This window comes from Clostridium ljungdahlii DSM 13528 (assembly GCF_000143685.1).
Classification (GTDB): Bacteria; Bacillota; Clostridia; order Clostridiales; family Clostridiaceae; genus Clostridium_B; species Clostridium_B ljungdahlii.
In genome coordinates this window covers 922,126-942,350 of the sequence record NC_014328.1, presented here as the reverse complement: position 1 = coordinate 942,350, position 20,225 = coordinate 922,126, and the positions used below count along the sequence as shown (strand labels likewise).

Annotated in this window: 19 protein-coding genes and 2 riboswitches; of the genes, 7 read left to right on the top strand and 12 right to left on the bottom strand. The window is 29.3% G+C overall.

What is annotated here, in order from left to right; genetic code table 11:
* Nucleotides 1–114: 114 nt before the first annotated feature.
* Nucleotides 115–217, bottom strand: a riboswitch (purine riboswitch).
* Nucleotides 218–383: 166 nt separating this feature from the next.
* The gene (locus tag CLJU_RS04200) at nt 384–1,016 is read left to right on the top strand and encodes a GDSL-type esterase/lipase family protein (protein WP_013237518.1); all 633 of its coding nucleotides are present in this window, start codon (nt 384–386) and stop codon (nt 1,014–1,016) included.
* A gap of 145 nt (nt 1,017–1,161) precedes the next feature.
* Entirely contained in the window at nt 1,162–1,353 is a 192-nt protein-coding gene (locus CLJU_RS04195; RefSeq protein ID WP_013237517.1) for a hypothetical protein, read from the top strand.
* Between the two features lie 100 nt (nt 1,354–1,453).
* On the opposite strand, the gene CLJU_RS04190 is transcribed toward CLJU_RS04195, so the two are convergent.
* From CLJU_RS04190 to CLJU_RS04150, 8 genes are all read right to left on the bottom strand, one after another.
* Complete coding sequence (locus CLJU_RS04190; RefSeq protein ID WP_023162920.1) at nt 1,454–2,554, bottom strand: GerAB/ArcD/ProY family transporter; 1,101 nt, start codon at nt 2,552–2,554, stop codon at nt 1,454–1,456.
* Between the two features lie 243 nt (nt 2,555–2,797).
* Nucleotides 2,798–3,958: a Ger(x)C family spore germination protein gene (locus CLJU_RS04180; RefSeq protein WP_013237515.1), complete on the bottom strand. Its 1,161-nt coding sequence runs from the start codon at nt 3,956–3,958 to the stop codon at nt 2,798–2,800.
* Nucleotides 3,955–5,487, bottom strand: a complete 1,533-nt coding sequence (locus CLJU_RS04175) for a spore germination protein (RefSeq protein WP_013237514.1) — start codon at nt 5,485–5,487, stop codon at nt 3,955–3,957. Before CLJU_RS04175 ends, CLJU_RS04180 begins: the two co-directional genes overlap by 4 nt.
* A 239-nt stretch (nt 5,488–5,726) precedes the next feature.
* Nucleotides 5,727–7,163 (bottom strand): NCS2 family permease, encoded by a 1,437-nt coding sequence (locus tag CLJU_RS04170; RefSeq protein ID WP_013237513.1) that lies wholly within the window; start codon nt 7,161–7,163, stop codon nt 5,727–5,729.
* Nucleotides 7,164–7,241: 78 nt separating this feature from the next.
* Nucleotides 7,242–7,342: riboswitch (purine riboswitch) on the bottom strand.
* A 57-nt stretch (nt 7,343–7,399) separates the two neighbouring features.
* Nucleotides 7,400–7,609, bottom strand: coding sequence for a hypothetical protein (locus CLJU_RS04165; protein ID WP_013237512.1), 210 nt, complete (start codon nt 7,607–7,609; stop codon nt 7,400–7,402).
* A 278-nt stretch (nt 7,610–7,887) separates the two neighbouring features.
* A complete protein-coding gene (locus CLJU_RS04160; protein ID WP_013237511.1) occupies nt 7,888–9,561 on the bottom strand; it encodes a TaqI-like C-terminal specificity domain-containing protein in 1,674 nt (557 codons plus the stop codon).
* A gap of 55 nt (nt 9,562–9,616) precedes the next feature.
* Nucleotides 9,617–11,005 (bottom strand): MATE family efflux transporter, encoded by a 1,389-nt coding sequence (locus CLJU_RS04155; protein WP_013237510.1) that lies wholly within the window; start codon nt 11,003–11,005, stop codon nt 9,617–9,619.
* A 50-nt stretch (nt 11,006–11,055) separates the two neighbouring features.
* Nucleotides 11,056–11,496 (bottom strand): MarR family winged helix-turn-helix transcriptional regulator, encoded by a 441-nt coding sequence (locus tag CLJU_RS04150; RefSeq protein ID WP_013237509.1) that lies wholly within the window; start codon nt 11,494–11,496, stop codon nt 11,056–11,058.
* A gap of 186 nt (nt 11,497–11,682) precedes the next feature.
* Between CLJU_RS04150 and CLJU_RS04145 the strand changes: the two genes are divergently transcribed.
* The gene (locus CLJU_RS04145; protein WP_013237508.1) at nt 11,683–12,921 is read left to right on the top strand and encodes a S1C family serine protease; all 1,239 of its coding nucleotides are present in this window, start codon (nt 11,683–11,685) and stop codon (nt 12,919–12,921) included.
* Between the two features lie 323 nt (nt 12,922–13,244).
* Here the strand turns inward: CLJU_RS04145 and CLJU_RS04140 are convergent, their stop codons facing one another.
* Together CLJU_RS04140 and lgt are read right to left on the bottom strand one after the other, a co-directional pair.
* Entirely contained in the window at nt 13,245–13,703 is a 459-nt protein-coding gene (locus CLJU_RS04140) for a hypothetical protein (protein WP_013237507.1), read from the bottom strand.
* 568 nt (nt 13,704–14,271) lie between these two features.
* Nucleotides 14,272–15,042 (bottom strand): prolipoprotein diacylglyceryl transferase, encoded by a 771-nt coding sequence (lgt, locus tag CLJU_RS04135; protein WP_013237506.1) that lies wholly within the window; start codon nt 15,040–15,042, stop codon nt 14,272–14,274.
* 360 nt (nt 15,043–15,402) lie between these two features.
* Between lgt and CLJU_RS04130 the strand changes: the two genes are divergently transcribed.
* Both CLJU_RS04130 and CLJU_RS04125 read left to right on the top strand, forming a co-directional pair.
* Complete coding sequence (locus CLJU_RS04130; protein ID WP_013237505.1) at nt 15,403–16,176, top strand: GDSL-type esterase/lipase family protein; 774 nt, start codon at nt 15,403–15,405, stop codon at nt 16,174–16,176.
* Between the two features lie 103 nt (nt 16,177–16,279).
* On the top strand, nt 16,280–18,187 hold the full coding sequence (locus CLJU_RS04125; protein WP_013237504.1) for an ABC-F family ATP-binding cassette domain-containing protein: 1,908 nt from the start codon (nt 16,280–16,282) through the stop codon (nt 18,185–18,187).
* 43 nt (nt 18,188–18,230) lie between these two features.
* Here CLJU_RS04125 and budA read toward each other — a convergent pair whose 3' ends face one another.
* On the bottom strand, nt 18,231–18,950 hold the full coding sequence (budA, locus tag CLJU_RS04120; RefSeq protein WP_013237503.1) for an acetolactate decarboxylase: 720 nt from the start codon (nt 18,948–18,950) through the stop codon (nt 18,231–18,233).
* Nucleotides 18,951–19,110: 160 nt separating this feature from the next.
* Nucleotides 19,111–19,470, bottom strand: coding sequence for a hypothetical protein (locus tag CLJU_RS04115; RefSeq protein WP_013237502.1), 360 nt, complete (start codon nt 19,468–19,470; stop codon nt 19,111–19,113).
* A gap of 241 nt (nt 19,471–19,711) precedes the next feature.
* On the opposite strand from CLJU_RS04115, the gene CLJU_RS22825 reads away from it, so the two are divergent.
* Together CLJU_RS22825 and CLJU_RS04105 are read left to right on the top strand one after the other, a co-directional pair.
* Nucleotides 19,712–19,918 carry a GyrI-like domain-containing protein gene (locus tag CLJU_RS22825; protein WP_013237501.1) on the top strand — a complete coding sequence of 69 codons (207 nt, stop codon included), beginning with the start codon at nt 19,712–19,714 and terminating at the stop codon, nt 19,916–19,918.
* A 44-nt stretch (nt 19,919–19,962) separates the two neighbouring features.
* Nucleotides 19,963–20,142, top strand: coding sequence for a hypothetical protein (locus tag CLJU_RS04105; protein ID WP_013237500.1), 180 nt, complete (start codon nt 19,963–19,965; stop codon nt 20,140–20,142).
* The last annotated feature ends 83 nt before the right edge of the window (nt 20,143–20,225 follow it).

Below are 20,225 nucleotides of genomic sequence, written 5' to 3'. Positions count from 1 at the left end.
GTTAGATCATATCACCAAAAGTATAATAAAAAGGTTTCAATAAATCTACAATTGAGAATCTATGTGAAACCTTAAGCTAGTCACCTTAACTAAAACTTGATATAAAAACATCTAGCTTTAAATAAAGTTATCCATAGCTGTGAGAATTTTACGGTTCCCTGTAGATACTCCTAAACCTCATTATTAGGATTATATGGATATTCTATTCATTTATTTATGATATACTTATATTATCATATCAAATTATATAATTCAATACGTTCAATCTAATTTAACGCATAATATTCGTATATTTTGAGATTGTAAAAAATTATATAGTTGTAATGTTCATACCATATCGAACATTATTTTACGTTTTAAAACTGAAAGGAGATTATTTACCTATGAAAATGGTATGTATAGGAGACAGCTTAACTGCTGGATATGGTGTTTCTAATAGTGAATGTTTTGTATCCATTCTAAGAGAAAAACTTCAAATAGATATTTTAAACAAAGGAGTATGTGGAGATACGGCTTCGGGATTGCTGTCACGTTCTTATAAAGATGTAATTCAAAATAATCCTAGTCATGTACTCATTATGGTTGGATGTAACGACTTTATGACTGGAAGATCTCTAAAACTAGTAACAGATAATTTAAAAGAGATCATAAAAGAATCCTTATCTGCAAAAATAATTACAATAATAGGCATAGAACCTCTCGTATACAAAAAATTAGCTAAGGAAAAATGGGATAGTACTTTAGATTATGAGAAAGTAAGTGAGCTAGAAAGTGAATACAGAAATTGGATAATAGATTTTTGCACTAAAAATAGTCTTTTTTATGCAGACTTTTATAGCTGCTTTCAGGAAAAATTAGAAACAAACACCAAGGACGATTTGTTTATAGATGGAATTCATCCTACAGCACTAGGCCATAAATTAATAGCAGAATGTATACAAAAAACACTTACTCTGATAGAAGCACAAAATGTATATAAAAAAATACTTACTTTCAAAGAAGTACATAAAAAATAATATTTTGCAGGCTACTCTTTATTGAATTTTTTGTATATAGTGCTATACTAAAGATAGAAATTCAGCATATATATTACACTTAAAAAGTTATATATCATATAATATATTAAACGTTAGCACTATATTATAAGGGGGATTTGTTAAAATGAATACTACCTACTGTTTTTCTAAAATACCAGAAGACTTACAAAAGCAAATTGAAAATTTAATAGAAAAATCCGGAATGCCTGCAAAAGAATTCATAAATGCATTAGCTGAACACTATGATGTAAAATACTCCAATATATCACCTGCAGCAATTGATTATTCAAATTACTGGAATAGTTTTGTAGACTAAAAATGTATAGCTGTTATACTAAATGTGTAACAGCTTTCTTACAAAAATACAATTCTTAAGTTTAAAAAGTATGAAAGTATGGTATTAGTTAATGCATTTTCTAAAATACCTTTGGTTTCGATTTATTTGATTTTAATTTTATCTGTGAAATAATCAATGTTACTATCGGTAAGATTACTTGAAACGGAACAGCATAGTAAATGTATATATTATTAGCCCAGTAAAGCATTTCTATAGTATTATTATATAGTATTTGTGATAAATTTATCATAAGAAGTCCTATGGGACCAACCATTATTCCGTAATTATTTATATTGAAAATTTTAGCAGTTCCAGTTGATGCTGCATACAAGCACACACTTACCTTAATAAATCCCATGAGTACAAATATTAATGCAACAATAATTTCAAATCTTTCAATAAAATCACCTATTTTTATCGTTCTTGTGGATGTAAATTGGGGAAAATATAAATCTGTAGTTGTTTGAGAACCTAAAACAACTACATTATTAATAGAAGACAATAAAAGAAATATACCACTTATTAACAATGCTTTAAGAAATACTTTAAATATTTTCTTTTTATTTCTAAGTGAATGAAAAACTGTGGTAAAGATAATTGATTGAGTAAATGGAAAAGAAAAAGAAGAAAATGCTCCTAGCAAAACCTGCTTTGTATTATTATATAATATAGGTTTTAAATTTATAAAGTGGGAATTAGTATAAAGAAGAGCTATGATAATTATTGTAATTACCATAATCAATGGTAAAAAAAACATAGCTAAACGACCTAAAACTTCAATGCCAGATTTTACAGTCCAAATACACAATAGACCGAGAAAAATAGCAAAAATAGATTGAGGCGTTTCAGGCAATGAAACTACATTTACAAATTCAGAAAAAACTCTTATTACTAAAGCACCCAAGTGGAATACATACCAGATAAATAATACTGAAATTACTTTACCAATTTTTTTACCAAATACATACTGAAAAATATCATACAGATCTTTTTCAGGAAAATTATTAAGTAGCTTTGAATAAACAACAATCATTGGCAGTGACATAATTATTCCAAGTGCTATGGATATCCAAGCATCTTGTTTCGCATTTTTAGCAACTTCTAGCACAATAGAAGTACCAATTAAGAACATAGACATTATACATATGCCTTGAGAATTAGATATTATTTGTCTATCCACATATTTCTCTCCTTTCAATCAACCTTGTAACTTAAATATGAATTCAATGATTTTTTTTATAGGTACTGCCGGACTGGGTACATTAATATGAAAGACAAACAATACATCAAGTACAAAAGAAAATAGTATAAAAGTTGTATAAACAATAAACACTTTCCAGTTTCTATTGTTAGTTACTGGAATAAGATCATATATAATAAAAAGTGTTATTATAAACAAATATAAAACAAATAGCATTATAAGTTACATTCCTCTTTGAATAGTTTTTGAATTAAGTCCGCTGTTTCTAAGCTGAATTTCAATATTTATGTTTACATTCATGTTTTTAAAAGTATCGTCCCATTTATCTTTAACATCATTCCAAACTGAAGGTATGTCGGATTTTATATGTTTGCCAAATCCAAAAATATCTGTTTCATAGTTATTTTGAACCTTGTTAACTGTATTTCCTATCGATACTTTTAGTGATTCTTCAGCTGCTTGTTTAAGCCTTTGACGACCACTTTCTTGAATAAAATCTTTACTTCCCTCGATTTCTGCTATTGATGCATCTACCCTAATATTCATATTGATACTAAGCTTTCCATTCTTATGTATGGGTTTTATTTTTGTTTTACTTCCAAATATTTCTAAAGTTATATTGGTTATCTGATTCCCGTCTAAAATTTTTTGAGCCAATAGCCCTTTATCAATCTGATTAGCTGCAAAAAGAAAATATTTTGATTCATCTGTATTTAAAGATCCAACAAGCTTATCACCTTTAAACACAGCTGTACCAATTAATTCTACAGTCCGCTTACCATTAATTGTTTGTATATCATAAAGAGGTAAAACTGGTGATATATCATTTCCTTCAATATTATTTATAATCTCATAAACCCTAGCTATAGGTGCATTTGCAAGTGTTCTCTGATGTTCTATCATTTTAGCAATATCAAAAGATTTTAAATTTGAGGTTATAGTTTTGCTCTGCAGTATTTCCTTTGCAAGGTTTTTATTTGAAATTAATACATACATTTCTTCTCTCATTTCAGCATCTCTGTAAGGTAGATCAAGTGCTGGAATAATGCCTTCTTCTGCTATATCTTTGCTTATAATAAAAATTTTTGCATGCCCCCAATGTAATTTATTACCAGTAGTATTTATCATATTTCTCATTGCATCAAATATAGTATTTCCTTTTGATTCAATTATGTTTGATACTGCTTTAGCTTCTTTCCCGGACATTTGAAAATTCAGTATTTCTGCATTTACCACATATTTATTGTTTTTTTTATCTTTATCCAGTGAAAGTCCTGTTACAAGTGAATATTTTTCAATATCTACATAATTCCAACATCCACATAATGTTACTGAAGATAATAACACTAATAAAATAGAAAGTATCCTTCTTTTGATTTTCAACTTTTCTTACCTCCAGATGACCTTCTTACTAAGTTGCTAGCAGCAATGAACTTTGGACGGTATTTCATATAAAACCAAGGTGCTCTTATTGCTGTATCTTTTAAATCTTCAGGGTTTAATGTCATAAGACTGAGCATATAAGGTACTCCAAAGGAACGCATTTTAAATAAATGAATCAGTATACCTATTATTCCAAATACAAAACCATATAGTCCTAATATAGAAGAAAGCATTAATAATATTATTCTTAATAAAATAGAGCCACCTTTAATTTTGGGAATTGCAAGTCCTGTTATTCCTGTAAGTGCTATGATAATTATCATTGGTGCACTTACAAATCTCGCATCAACTGATGCCTGGCCTAATACTAATGCACCAACTATGCTAAAAGCTTGCCCAATTTGATTTGGCATTCGCACACCAGTTTCTCTGAGAATTTCAAATGCAATCAACAGCAACAAAGCTTCTAACGTAATGGGAAATGGGATGCCTTGCCTTGCTGCAGTTATACTTATAACTAATGGTGTTGGTATTGCTTCAATGTGAAAGGTGGTTAATGCTATAAAAATTGAAGGCAAACTTATAGTTATTATAAAACTCAGTATTCTTAGTAATCGGCTTATTGAAGAAAAATAAAAATTAATATAGTAATCATCATTAGACTGAAAAAGTTCAATAAAAATATGCGGAACAGTTAATGCAATCGGGGTACCCTCTACTATGATTGCAATACGGCCCTCCAATAATTTTGCTGCAACAATATCAGGTCTTTCAGTGCTGCCTATTGTCTTAAATGGTGAAAAAGGTTCATCATTGATAAGCTCTTGTATGTAGCTAGAAGCTATAATACCATCAATGTCAATGCTTTCTAATCTTTTATTTAACTCATTAAGTATTTTGTTATTAACTATACCGTTTATATAACATAGGCATATTTTTGTTTGCGTTTGTGTACCTAATACTCTGACCTTAAACTTTAATTCGGGAATTAACAGTTTTCTTCTTATCATAGAAAGATTCACCATAAGAGATTCTGTAAATCCTTCTCTCGGTCCCCGCAGGATTTTTTCTCCTTCCGGTTCTTCAATAGCTCTAGGTTTCCATCCAACGGTACTTATAATTAAAGCTTCTGATGTGCCTTCTAAAAAAAGAACGGTATTACCATTTAAGATTGATTCAATAATTTCATTTACATCCTTAGTTTTATTTACATTATTTGAAAAAATTATGTGATTTAAAATATTTTCAACGTTACTATTTTTTTCGTTTAAGTATGTATTTTCAATTATTGGCTTTATAATATTAGCGTTTATTGTTTCACTATCTATCATTTCCTGAAAAAAGATTATACAGCATTTAACATTGTTGTTTTTCTGGTTTTCAAAATATCTTACAATAAGTGTATCATTATCATTAAAAATATCTTTAATTAAACTTATATTTAGCTGAATGGAATTACTAATTATGCAGTTTTTTGTATAGTTTTGGTGTGAAATTTTATTATTGGCTTTTCCATTTTTATTACGCATATTTATAATAGACCACCTTAATATATAACTTTATAATATTATTTATCAAACTTGTATACAATATACATATTTACATATTGATTTTTTATAAATAAATCAAAAGAAAAAATAGCAAAATTACATTAGAAAAAACAAAAAACATTTAGATATTTCTAAGTTACTTCAAAAACAAAAATAAGAGCTATTTATAGCAATTTTTCAAATTGCTATAAATAGCTCTTATTTTTGTTTATTTATAATTATGAAAGCATAGCAAATCTAAATATGAATAAAGCTGCAAGTACATATACTATTGGATGAACTTCCTTATATTTTCCTGTAACTATTTTAACTATTGGATAAAATATTATTGCTGCTGCTATACCATTTGCTATACTATAACTAAAAGGCATAAATGCTATAGCAAAGAAAGCTGGAAGTCCTTCTGTAAAATCACTAAAGTCTATTTTAGTAACTACTCCAATCATAAGTGCCCCTACAATTATAAGTGCTGGAGCTGTAGCTTGGGTAGGAACTATTCCAACTAGTCCACTAAAGAATAATGAAAGTATAAATAGTATTCCAACAACACATGATGTAAGTCCTGTCCTACCTCCTGCAGATACACCTGAAGTAGATTCTACATATGTATTAACAGTACTTGTTCCTAGCATTGAACCAATAGTAGTTGCAAGGGAATCTGCAAAAAGAGCCTTGTGCATATTTTTAACTCTTCCATTTTCATCAACCATACCAGCTTTTTCAGCTGTTCCAACAAGTGTTCCTATAGTATCAAACAAATCTACTAAAGTAAATGTTATGACTACCATAATTATGCTAGTTAAACCTCCAACTACACCTGCTTTTCCTATTCCCAAAAGTCCCTTAAAATCAAAAGCAAAGAACGTAGGTGCAAGTGATGGTGGTGCACTTACAACTTTTATTCCCGTAAGATGTGTCACTCCTAAAGGTATACCAACTATAGTAGTTAATATTATTCCTATTAAAATTGATCCTTTAACATTTCTTGCCATAAGTATAACTGTAATTAAAATACCTATAATTGCTAGTAAAACGGGTGCACTAGTAAGTTTTCCAAAAGCAACCAGTGTAGAAGGATCTGATATTACAATTCCTGCATTTTTTAGACCTATAAGAGCTATAAAAAGTCCGATACCTCCTGATATAGCAAGTTTTAAATTAAATGGAAGAGCATCTACAATTTTTTCCCTTATGGAAGTTACTGTTATTATAATAAAAATTATTCCTGAAACTAAAACTGCTGCCAATGCTTGATGCCATGTATAATGCATACCTAAACAAACGCTGTAAGTAAAAAATGCATTAAGTCCCATTCCTGGTGCCTGTGCAAAAGGTAGATTTGCATAAAGTGCCATTATGAAAGTTCCAACAGCCGCTGCTATACAAGTTGCCGTAAATATAGATCCTACAATAGGATCATTTATTGCAGATAACCCGGCTTTAACCGCTGCATCTCCCATAAGTCCATGCACATTCATTCCTGCCTGCATAAGTATAGTTGGATTTACAAAGATTATATAGGCCATAGTAATAAAAGTAGTAACACCTGCTAAAATCTCTGTCTTTACAGTAGTATTGTTTTCCGGCAATTTAAAAAATGATTCTAAAAAAGATAAATTGCCACCGTCATTTTTGTTCGCTTTTTCAACATTCATGTAATTCCCTCCAAAATTAAAAAATTTCTAACATGAATTATGGGATAATCCAAGTTAGAAAATAGTTAAAAAAATACCATTTTCACGGAATCCACTCATAGTCAAGGATTTTTGGTACCTTGGTAGATACTCTTGAACCATATTATCAAGATTATACGAATGTTCTGCTAAAAAAATTATTTAATGTACGTTTTTATATTATCATCTTGTTCATAATAAGTCAACATTTTTATAAACTATCTCTTACTAAAATGTAAAAATCCAAGTATAACAACAAATATTAAAAAAGGCAGCGAAAATACTATTTTAAAAGCAAATCCTATAATGGCCATTATAAAAGCTAGAAATATAACTATGCCTACAAGTGGAAGCACTATAATCCCTAACAAAGAAAATACAATATACACAGCAAAAATCGCAAATAAAATGCCAAATAATGTAATCACAAATTGTCCCCCTATCACTATTTTATTTAGATACTTATCAAATCTAAAATTCATTAAAGCTTAAAATTTTTCATATTCTTTATCATCCTTAATAAATATATTAGGGAGAATATAACTAAAAATCAAGTACTTTTTTGTATAAATTTATTGTATATAGAATGTGAAACAGCACATATAAAATTTTTAAAGAACAAAGTATAAAATTAAAATATCAAATTTTGAACTTTGTTATTTTAAAAAGATTTGCTTCGCATTATTTTTAAACTGCGAAAGTTGAGTTAATTATTTTCAATATCATTTAATATAATTCTTCTATAATTATGATCAATATTATATAATTCAAATATCTCATCATCTAATATTTTCTTCAACATATTTTTTTGATCATTATCATTTATAATTTTGCAAACTAATTTTTCTATGTCTTCTTTAGCTTGTCTGCTGCAATGTCTTATTGGTATTTCATCCAAATTGCATTTTTTAATTTGTGGAATAGAATTAGAGTTGGTAATTAAAAAATTTAAATAATACCATTGAATTAACTCTGAATTCAATATTGCCAAAATATACTGAGGTGAAAATTCCTCATTTGTACTTATTATTCCATATAGAGATTGTTCTATTATACGTCCCTTATCATCTAAAGCTGCTATTAAATTTTTTCCAGTTTTCCTTATTACTAATTTATTTTTAAAAGTAAGTTTTTCTATATTTTTAGTTCCGCCTATTATGTTTTCAGGCACAAAATCATAATAGTAATTGTTTAAAACTCGAAACTTTTTTATATTTTCCCCTTTTAATACTTCAACCTGATGTTGATTTTTTTTAACAGGAGTTATTTTTTTACTATAACCTATAAATCCTGTAAAAGTCTTGGAAATGCTTTTTAATTTGCTGCTATTTTTCTCTATACAATCCTTTATGCTTAAGTTTTGATTATAACAACAATATGTAAACTTAAATTTTGAATTTTTCAGATATTCATGCTGATACATTTCATATGTCCTCTTCTTATAAATATCTATTTCTATTTTATTTACTTTTCTATGTTTATTTTCTGCTATCATAATCATAGAATCTGTGTTTATTTCCGGAAAATCTATCTCAAACACAAGATTTAATATATTATAATTTTCAAGTAAACTCTTTCTAAGTTCACTGTATTGAAGATTTCGTGACAGCCTATCAGGAACTACAAATCCAAATCTTCCTCCCGGCTTTAATATTTCCATAGACCTTTTTATAAAATACTCATACAAATTAGGTAAATATGTATTTCCATTATAATTTTCACTATAATACTTTAACAATCCATCCTCTATATTCATCTTATTCTTTCGACTTAAAGATACCCAAGGAGGATTCCCCAGTACATAATCATATTTTGTGTTCCAAAACTTAACAACAGATTGAATATTAGATTCCTTATATTTTTCTACATTATCAATTTGATTCCACTTTATAAGGCTGTTGCAGCATATGATATTGTCCTCCATATTAATGTTTATACCACTGACTTTACTTAAATTAATTTTTGTAAGCTCTACAGCGATGCTGTCTATATCTGCACCATATATACATTTCTTTAATATATGAAAGCTTAAATTTTCCTGCTGCCAATAGTGAAATCCGTCTATACTCTTTAATCCATCTTCAGTTTCAATGGTATAAGTTTTATCGTTAAAAGTATTTCTAATGGTCTCTAAATTTTGACTGAACTTTTCCATTAAAATTTCGTATACTCTTACTAGAAAATATCCACTTCCACAAGAAGGATCTAATACTTTTATAAAAGGATTTTTCTTAAGATCTAAATTTGACATAATATTCTTCACTATATAGTCAACTATGTAATGAGGAGTATAAAAACTCCCCTTCCGTTTTCTTTCTTCCTTTTCCATTGATCTTTCATACATTTCTCCAAGTATAGATAAATCACGCCACTTATGCATACCATACCTCTTTTTCTAAATTCACAGTTCACAATGCCCGATTATTGTGCATTAATTACTTTGTCAATTCTGCAGATATTTCTGGTGAAGACAAATTTTCTTTTTCATTTGAATTTAACTTCTTAATTTCAAAATATAAAAACAAAGCCGTCAATATGGAAGCTACAGCATCGGATACAGGAGCTGCCATCCACACTCCATTTAGCTTAAATATTCTTGGGAGTATAAGAAGCATAGGAATAAGAACTATTACCTGTCTTAAAAGTGCTAAAAACATAGATATTTTAGCTTTTCCTATAGCTTGAAAAAAGTTAGAGCTTACTATTTGAAATCCTATTATAGGAAACATAATCATAAATATTTTTATTCCATTTACAGTTATATTAGTCAAGTTCATATCAGACTTATTAAACATATTTACTAAAACTGTAGGGAAAACTTGAACTGCAATTCCTCCTGCGGCAGATATAAAAGTTGCTGCTGCAATTGCAAGTAGTAATGCTTTCTTTACACGTCTATGCAGTTTAGCTCCATAATTAAACCCAATTACTGGCTGTGACCCTTGATTTATTCCAAATATAGGCATGAGTATCATAGTAGATATACCATTTATTATACCCATAGCACCTATAGCTAAATCTCCTCCATATATTGCTAAACTTTTATTCAATATAACATTTACCAAACTTGCAGCAACCTGCATTGCAAATGGAGACATTCCTATAGAGAAAATGCTTGCAACTATATCTTTGTTTAAACGAAGATACTTCTTTTTTATTCTAAGCATACTATTTCCCTTTAAGAAATAATAAAGTACCCATATCATGTTTATGCCCTGAGAAATTGAAGTAGCTATAGCCGCTCCTTTTATTCCAAAATGAAGTATATATATAAATAGGAAGTCCAATATTATATTACATATACCTCCTATAAGCATTGTATTCATTGCTGTCTTAGGATCGCCTTCCGAACGTATTACATTATTTAATCCAAAACCTACAGTCTGAAATGTAGAAACAGAAATTAAAATAGTTATAAACTGCCTAGCATAACCTATAGTGTTATCACTAGCTCCAAACCCCCTCAACATAGGGTCCACAAAAATAAGTCCCAAAATTGTAATTACTATAGAAACTATAATCAAAAGTACAAATGCATTTCCTAATATGTGCTCTGCTTCATCTTTATTGTTTTCTCCCAGCCTTATGGATATTCTTGCTGCAGCACCTATTCCTACAAGCATACCAAAAGCCATTATAAGTATAGATATAGGGAAAGTCAAACTTACACCTGATATAGCCATAGCTCCAACAACTCTTCCTATAAATATCCTGTCTATTACAATATAAAGTGAGTTAACTAGCATGCCAATTATAGCTGGTATAGAAAATTCCAATAGTAATTTACCAACTTTTTCATCTCTTAATTTTACTGATCTTTCCAAATTAATTCCTCCTATAGAAATAGTTAATAGCCTAAATATTTTAGGCTGTTCTACAATAAATTCTTATTCAATTTTTTCAGCCAACAAAGCATAAGCTGCTTTTCTTCTTTTGAAAACCCACTGCTTAAGGTTGCCTCTATTTCATCGTTTGCTGACATACATTTAAGCCTTATGTTTTTTCCTTCTTCTGTAAGATAAATTCTATTTATTCTGGCATCTTTAGTGTCCTCTCTTCTATCTATCCATCCCTTTGATACTAAAGTATTTACAAGCCCTGTAATGGAAGCTGGTCTTAATTGAAGTTCTTCGGCTATTTCCTTCTGAGTTAACCCATCTTCTATCCATAAGTGTACAAGTACTCCTACTTGTGATGTAGTCAAACCATATTTAGCAAGTTTACTATTATGTAAATTTGTCATATTTCTATAAATTACCCTAAGCCAATATGTTATAAATTTATCACAGGGTTCACATTTTGCTTTGCTTTCCATTTAGTTAGCCTCCTAATTAATTGCACAACCTATGTTATAATAATAAATAAGTATTGTCAATACTATTTAGTAAAATTTAAAGCAAAATTGTCACAACTCATTAACACTTCTGTCATACAACTGTAACAAAGCAACTCTATTATATATACATGAAATAAATAATAAAATTTTTTAGGAGGTACTTACATGGGTAATTTCAACAATGAATATGATACTTCAAAAATAAGTTTAAAAACTAAATTCAAAGATAAACTTAAAAGAAGTAAAAAATTTATGTCTTATATAGCTGTAGGATTAATATGCAGTATAATAGGTGGAAGTATTTCAATTGCAGGTGCCTTATATTTCATACCAACATTAGGTATGTTTAAGAGCACCCCATTATATCAAAATCTAGCTTTACAAAATACAGGAAATGAAAAATCTTCTACTATAGATGCTTCCCCTGTATCAACTGCAAAAGGCGGCCTTACCGTATCTGAAATAGCAAAGAAAGTAGGTCCTGCTGTAGTTGGAGTATCTATAAAAACTGCTTCACAGTCATCCGATATATTTGGTTTTTCTGGTAACAGTCAATCTGATGAAAGTCAATCAAACGGCAACAGTAGCGACAACCAAGATGATGGCATGGGGTCAGGTATAATAATAAATGAAGATGGATATATACTTACAAATTATCATGTTATAGAATCCGCTGAAAAAGTAAGTGTAATATTTAACAATAAAAAGGAAGCAACTGCAAAAGTAGTAAATTATGATGCAGGCCTAGATCTAGCCATAATTAAAGTAACTACCAATGAAAAGATGCCAGCTGTAGCAGAATTAGGTGATTCTAAAAATCTTCAGGTAGGTGATTCTGTAGTAGCTATAGGAAATCCTCTTGGTAAAGAATTATTAGGTACTGTAACTACTGGTGTTATAAGTGCAACAAGTAGGGATATTAAAGTTGGCGATAACACTCAAACCTATCTTCAAACAGATGCTGCCATAAACCCAGGAAACAGCGGCGGTGCACTTGTAAATTCTGCAGGTCAAGTAATAGGTATAAATTCTGCTAAAATAGGTGGAAGTGGAGTAGAAGGAATTGGATTTGCAATACCAATAGACACTGTAAAACCTAAACTAAGCGGTCTTTTGAAACCTATTTTAAAGCTAGGTATTGCAGGTAGAGATATAAATTCACAGCTTTCTCAAGCATATAATGTACCTGAAGGTGTATATGTAGCAGAAGTTCAAGAATTTAGTGCCGCAGAAAGATGTGGACTTAAGGTTGGAGATGTTATTCAAAAATTTGACGGTAAATCTGTAAAGTCTATAAGTGAAATAAATGATATAAAAGCTACTCACAAATCTGGAGACACAGTGGAAGTTGTCGTAAACAGAAATGGAAGTAAAAAGACTCTGAATTTAACATTGACACAATAAAACCTGTAAATAAAAATAGATATTCTAAACAAAAATAAGATTATGCTCCGAATGTTTTTTTGGAATGGGTATAGATTTGTGTAAAAACCAAATCTATACCCATTCCCTGTTGATTTTCAGCATATTACATAGCTGATGGTATTTACCCATTTATTGGTGTTATAAAAAGAATATATAAAATAATAACTATAAAACAATACATAGCCACATGTTGGATATTAATTCCATCATGTGGCCAGTTTTTACTTGTATGTCGGCTGTACCTGTTAATTGTGCTCTTTTTTATGTCTGATAGTCTTTTTCTACAATGAAAACCAATTAATTTATAATCCGCACTGTATAAGTTTTTGTTTATATGCATCACAAAAATCTGAAAAATTAGATGGGAATACACCTGGTTTTTCCATATTTACTTTCTTCTCAAACTCTTTTACTTCATCAACAAAAGAAGAACTTCCTAATGAAAAAGAAGATATGTCAATCCCTTGTCTCTTCATCATATCAAGAACCATACAATAAAAACTACTCATATTAGAACCTTTACTATCAACGCTACCAAAATCAGAACAAGTTTCAAAAAATGCATCTTTTACTTTTTTTGCATTAATAATTTTTTGATCTTTTTGAGTTATTTCAATTGAATCAGAAGATTTACTAGAATTATTTACTTTTAAAGATATGTTCTGCTCTGTATTTGATCGAACAGATTTAAGTTTATCATAATTAGCTTTATTATTTATATCATAATTCAAGTAATTCTCAGTATTACAGACATCTAACATAATAAAAAACCTCCCAATAATAAAAAAGCATAATATTACTTTCATCGTACAAAACATATGAAACTTTACATAAAAGTTATATATTGGATAAATTATAAAGTAAACCATATAATGCAAGTAAAAGGAAGTTAAAAATGTACCTACACATAATCTTATTTTTTAGTTAGACTACATCTTTATAATACAGTAAATATTTAACATCTAAAATAGAATTTATGAATAAAAGTTGACTTATACTTGAGAAATATGATGACAAAATTGAAAACTCTATATAAATCATATTTTAGGCTTGAAACATTTGTTAACTATATTATAAATGCTTTCTAACTTAAAAATAAGATTATACGCAGATATATTTTTTACAATAATGAAGCACATTTAAATATTTTGTACATAAGTCTTAGTGAAAAATTTATATAAAAATTTAGAACTTTTGAATTGTCTGAGGTACGAGTTTTCAAAAGTTCTTATATTTTTTAAATTTTTTACTTAGACTTATCAAAATATTTAACGAGCTGAATGGTGTAAAGAATATTCGGAGTATAATCTTATTTTTTGTTTAGAATATCTATAATGAGTTTATATTTTTCTTGCGCTTTAAATATATGAAAAATGCTATGCTAAATACAACTCCTGCAAGACTAACTAACTGTGCTACTCTTATACTTCCAAGCATTAAACTGTCAGTTCTAAGTCCTTCTATAAAAAACCTCCCTAATGAATACAATCCTATGTATGCTGCTATTACAGAACCTCTATTATGTTTTCTTCTCAAAATATATACAAGAATTATACACACAGTTAAATTCCACAGAGATTCATACAAAAATGTAGGGTGATAATAAGTTCCATCTATAAACATTCCCTTTTGTATAAACAACGGAAATTTACTTATAAATTGATAACTTACAGATCCACCATGAGCCTCTCCGTTAAAAAAGTTTCCCCACCTTCCTATTGCCTGAGCAAGTATTATAGAAGGTGCTACACAATCAGCTAATTTTATAAAATCTATTTTTTTATGTCTGGTATATATATACGCAGCTGTAAGCCCAAATATAAGTCCTCCGTGAATAGCAAGGCCTCCCTGCCTTATATTGAACACATCTATTATATTATCCTTATAATCTTGAAATTGAAAAATAACATAGTAGGCTCTAGCTCCTATTATAGCAAAGGGAAAAGATATTAAAAAAGTATCTACTATATTATCAAAATTGTAGTTTTTGTTTTTACAATTTAATTTAGCTAAAAAAAGTGCTGCCATAACTCCTGAAGCTATCATTATACCATACCATCTTATTTGAAAGCCACTAATTGAAAATGCTACTGGATTCATAAAACATTACAACCTTTCTAAAATATAATTTTGTTATTATAATCTTATATCCAATTGTACCAATGTTTTTAATTAAATACAATTTACTCATAAAAAATAAGCACTGCCAGTTATCAGTGCCTATTTGAATAATAGAGGGGACTATTATTTTACTATTATTAAACTTTACCTAAATACATTTATTATTTTATATAATTGATGTGACAACAATATGTCACATATATTAAATAATTGTTTAGTTTCTTAATATTGTATTAACTTTTAACTTAATTTTACCTTTACCTAGGATTTATCCTACATACTTTTTATCATAATAAGTAAAGATAGATATATATATTTTAAAATTTAAGGAGAATGTCTATGCAAACTAAAAATTTACAAAAGCTGCTACTAATAATAAGTACCATAACAATATTTTCAATTATATTGTATTCAAATAATTGTTTAAAATCATCCTTAAATTCTCCACCACCTCAAACCACAAGTTTTTCAAGTAATACTGTTATTTCTGAAGATACAGATATACTGAAAAATATAAATTTGGATCCTAAAATTTATTCTGAGTATTACATTGAAAAGGTTACGACTTATGTAAATTCATACAGGGAACAAGGTAAAATAGTATTTTTAGGAGACAGTCTTACAGACATTGGACAATGGAATGAACTTCTAGATAATCCTGATATATTAAACCGCGGCATTAGTTCTGATACTACTTCTGGGGCTTTAAACAGATTAAGTGAAATCACAAAATTAAAACCTCGAAAAATTTTTATTATGCTTGGAATAAATGACATCGACAAAGGATTATCTATAGAAGAGATTATTAAAAATTATTCCAGAATAATTCAAAATATAAAAACTGATTCTCCAAGCACTTCGATATATGTAGAAAGTGTTCTTCCTATAAATAAAGATATATATAAAACCAAAACAAAAGATAATCAAATAATAAATTTGAATGCATCCTTAAATAATCTTTGTAAAAACTCAAATATACAATATATAAATCTGTATCCCCTCTTTACTCTGCCAAACCAAAATAAACTTTATAAAGAATACACTATAGGTGGACTGCACGTAAACGGAAAAGGCTATAAAGTATGGAGAGACGCTATAAAATCTTATTTGTAATAAAAAATTCCAATAAATTTATATAAATTAAATCTATTGGAATTTTTTATATTTGGGTCTAGCTCCAATACATGATATGATAAAATAAAGGATGTGTGAAAAAATGAACTTATTAACTGCAGAAAATATAAGTAAAAGTTACAGTGAAAAAATATTATTTAAAAATATATGTCTAGGTATAAATGAAGGAGATAAAATAGGTGTTATAGGTGTAAATGGTACAGGAAAATCCACACTTTTAAAGGTAATTGCAGGATGTGAAACATCAGATGGAGGTAAAATTACTAAGTCAAAAGAAGCCACTATAGGATACCTTCCACAAAATTCTGATTTTACAAATAGCAATCTAACAGTACTTGAACAGATTTTTAGGGGTACTTCTCCTGTTATGAGCCTTTTACGAGAATATGAAAAAACTCTTAAGCTTATTGAAAAAAATCCAGAAGACAAGAGTCTTCAAGCTAAAATTGGAACCTTGAACTCCAAAATGGATGCACAAAATGTGTGGGAAATTGAAAGTCAGGCTAAAACTATTTTAACCAAACTTGGAATAAATGATTTTAATGAAAAAATATCTGTGCTCTCTGGAGGTCAGAAAAAAAGAGTAGCCCTTGCATCTGCTCTTATAACCACTTCAAATATTTTAATACTTGATGAGCCTACAAACCACCTTGACGATGAAACCATAGAGTGGTTAGAAGAGTTCTTAATAAAACGAAGTGGTGCCCTGCTTATGGTAACCCATGACAGATTTTTTTTGGACAAAATAACTAATAGAATGTTTGAACTTGATAGGGGAAAACTCTATAGTTATATGGGAAACTATAGTAATTTTCTTGAAGAAAAGGCTGAAAGACTTGAAACTGAAAATGCCAATGAAAGAAAAAGGCAAAATCTTATAAGGAAAGAACTTTCTTGGATAAGAAGGGGTGCAAAAGCAAGAAGTACAAAACAAAAAGCCCGAATAGAAAGATTTGAACAATTAACTACAGAAGGTACATCTTCCAACAAATCAAAACTTAATATTAGTCTTCAAAGTACAAGAATCGGTAAAAAAGTCATAAACCTGGATAACATAAGCAAAAGTTTTGGTGAAAAGACATTAATTAAAAATTTCACTTATAACATACTAAATAATGACAGAATAGGTATTATTGGACCTAATGGAAGTGGTAAATCCACTCTTATGAATATTTTAGTTCAAAAAATTCTGCCGGACAGCGGCACTATAGATATAGGTGAAACAGTAAAGATAGGATACTATTCTCAGGGAATTTCTGATATGGATATGAACGAAAGGGTAATTGAATACATACGTGGGACATCAGAATATGCGTCAACTTCATCGGGTGAAAAAATAAGTGCTTCTGCTGTACTTGAAAATTTTTTATTTGAACCTTCAGTTCAATGGACTCCCCTTGGAAAACTTTCAGGAGGAGAACGAAGAAGATTATATCTTCTAAAAATATTGATGAATTACCCTAATGTACTTTTGCTGGACGAACCAACAAATGATCTGGATATAGAAACACTTACAATCCTAGAAGATTATATTAACGATTTTGAAGGAGCTGTTATAGCTGTATCTCATGACAGGTACTTCCTTGACAAAACAGTTGATAAAATATTTTCTTTTGAAGGAAACGGTAAAATCACTCAATATACAGGAAACTATTCCTATTTTCACAAAACTGCAAAAATATCAGAGGAAAAAATAAGCTCTAAGAAAAATACAGCTAAAAACAACTATAAGTTGCAAAAAGAAAAGCCTCTAAAATTTACCTATGCAGAACAAATGGAGTTTGACAAAATAGATGAGGTAATTGAACATCTAGAAAAATCTATATCTGAAAAGAAAATAGAAATGGAAGCTGCTTCATCTGATTATGCACTTCTTGAAGATCTCTTATCCGAAAAGAATTCACTGGAAAAAGAGCTAGACGAAAAGATGGACAGGTGGACTTACTTAAATGAACTCAATGAAAAAATTGAGCAAGATAAAAAGCACTAGACATTGTTATTAGCACTGTCTAGTGTTTTTTTCTATCAATACTTTATTTTTCAACACTTGTTATCTCATCGTTTCTATCTTGTACTTCCATATTATAAAAACTTTCATTTTTAGGAAGTTCCATCCTAAAGCAAGAACAGTTCTGTACATAAACCTTCGCATTTTCAATGGAAAATTCACTTATATGTCCACCAAATTTCTTATCTTTATTTATGAAATGAAAATGATATCCAGGGACATTAAGGCCTTCAACATAATCAGGACACCTAAATCCAACCACATATCCATCAACACCGTTATATTCAAACATAGGCTGATCTTTAACAACTTCAGCCATAGGCTTATAAGGCATATTCTGTTTTACAACAGTACGTGTTTTTACATAATTAAATTTACCTTCCATATAGAAAGCATAAAATATATTTTTGCTTTCTATAAAGCTGTCCAATTCTTTTCTTATATCTTCATAAGAAGTACGATTTTGAATATTATAAGTATTATAATTTTCCAGTTCAGTGACTACAGCAAAAGGAACGGATACGTTTTTGGAACATACGTATACGCTGCCATCAGGTTTAGTCCTATAAAAAGTTCCATTTAAAAGAGTTAGTTCACCATCTAGACCTTTAAAAGTACCTATACCAAAGTTTCCTTTTTTAAGAAGTTTAGATAATGAAACACAGCCATCATACAGCCCCGAAACAAGTGCATTTATTGTAGACATTTGATATATATGGTTTGGGACTTTCACCTCATCATCCATATTACATTCACCTCTATGTCATTATAACATAGCAAATTTCTACTTTCTACTATTAGAATCTGTCACAATAATTAAACATATGTATTTAAAACATTTAGAGGTGTTTCAGTGACAATTTCAATTTTGCCAACATAATTAAAAATAATTACAATATATGATTCTACTTTTTCCCACTGCTATTATATAATTGCTTATTTTTAAGCAAATGAAATATCAATAGTCCAGCAAATATCAAGTTAATGATTGACCAAATTTGCAAATCTGAAAAATGCCCAACATTAGCAATCCCTACAACAAAAGCTAACAAATAAAATACTATAGCTGTTATAGTCATACCTTTACTATATTTTGATATTATTGCTATTATTCCAGCAATAAGCATACATACAGATAAAAATAATCCAGCAGATCCACTAGCTTCTTTGTTATTACTTAATGCATTTCCTACTCCTGCAGCACAGGATTGAAGTGCTACGAGTACAAATAGTACAATACTTATAATTCCTATTACTTTTTTCATTATAAATCCTCCTCGTATTATGTAACTTTAGCTATGAGAAAAAATAATTTCATTTTTATAATATTTTTAGTTTTACCTTAAATGCTTTAATATATGTAGCTTTGCTTTCTTTATATATATTTTTGTAATTGACTTTCTTGGTAAGCCAATAACTATTTATCACAGCGCTGAATACAATCCTTCTGGCAATGATACAGAACTTGCCATTCCGATAAAGGAGATTGTAAAGGGAACAAGATACTTGCCTGGAGTCCTTTGTGCGAAGTCTGTTTTAAGGGGCTCATATTCAGAATTAACATCTGTATATGCTAAGTTGAGGGAATGGGTAGAAAATGAAGGATATAAACTTACAAACCCACCATATGAAGTATATGTAACTGACCCCCACCAAGTCACCATTCCTAAAGATCTTGTTACTGAAGTATATTTTCCTGTGAAGAAAAAGTAGTATCAAGCAAAACAAAAACATCTTATTTATACGAGGAGGTACTTATGATAGAAAGAAACTACTGGCCAACTACAAAATGGCAAGCCGCAGATTCTAAAACCTTGAGAATGGACTCTGAAAAACTTTCAAAACTTGAGCCTATGGTAAAATCCGAGTACAGCAATATAACTGGTATTGTTGTTGTGAGAAACGGATATATTGCTTATGAAATCATTTGGTTTTGAGGATTTATTCGGGGAAAACATGAGAAGATGGGTCAAAGATCCAAATGGTAACTCCACAGGAGGATGGGGACTTAAGTTAACTC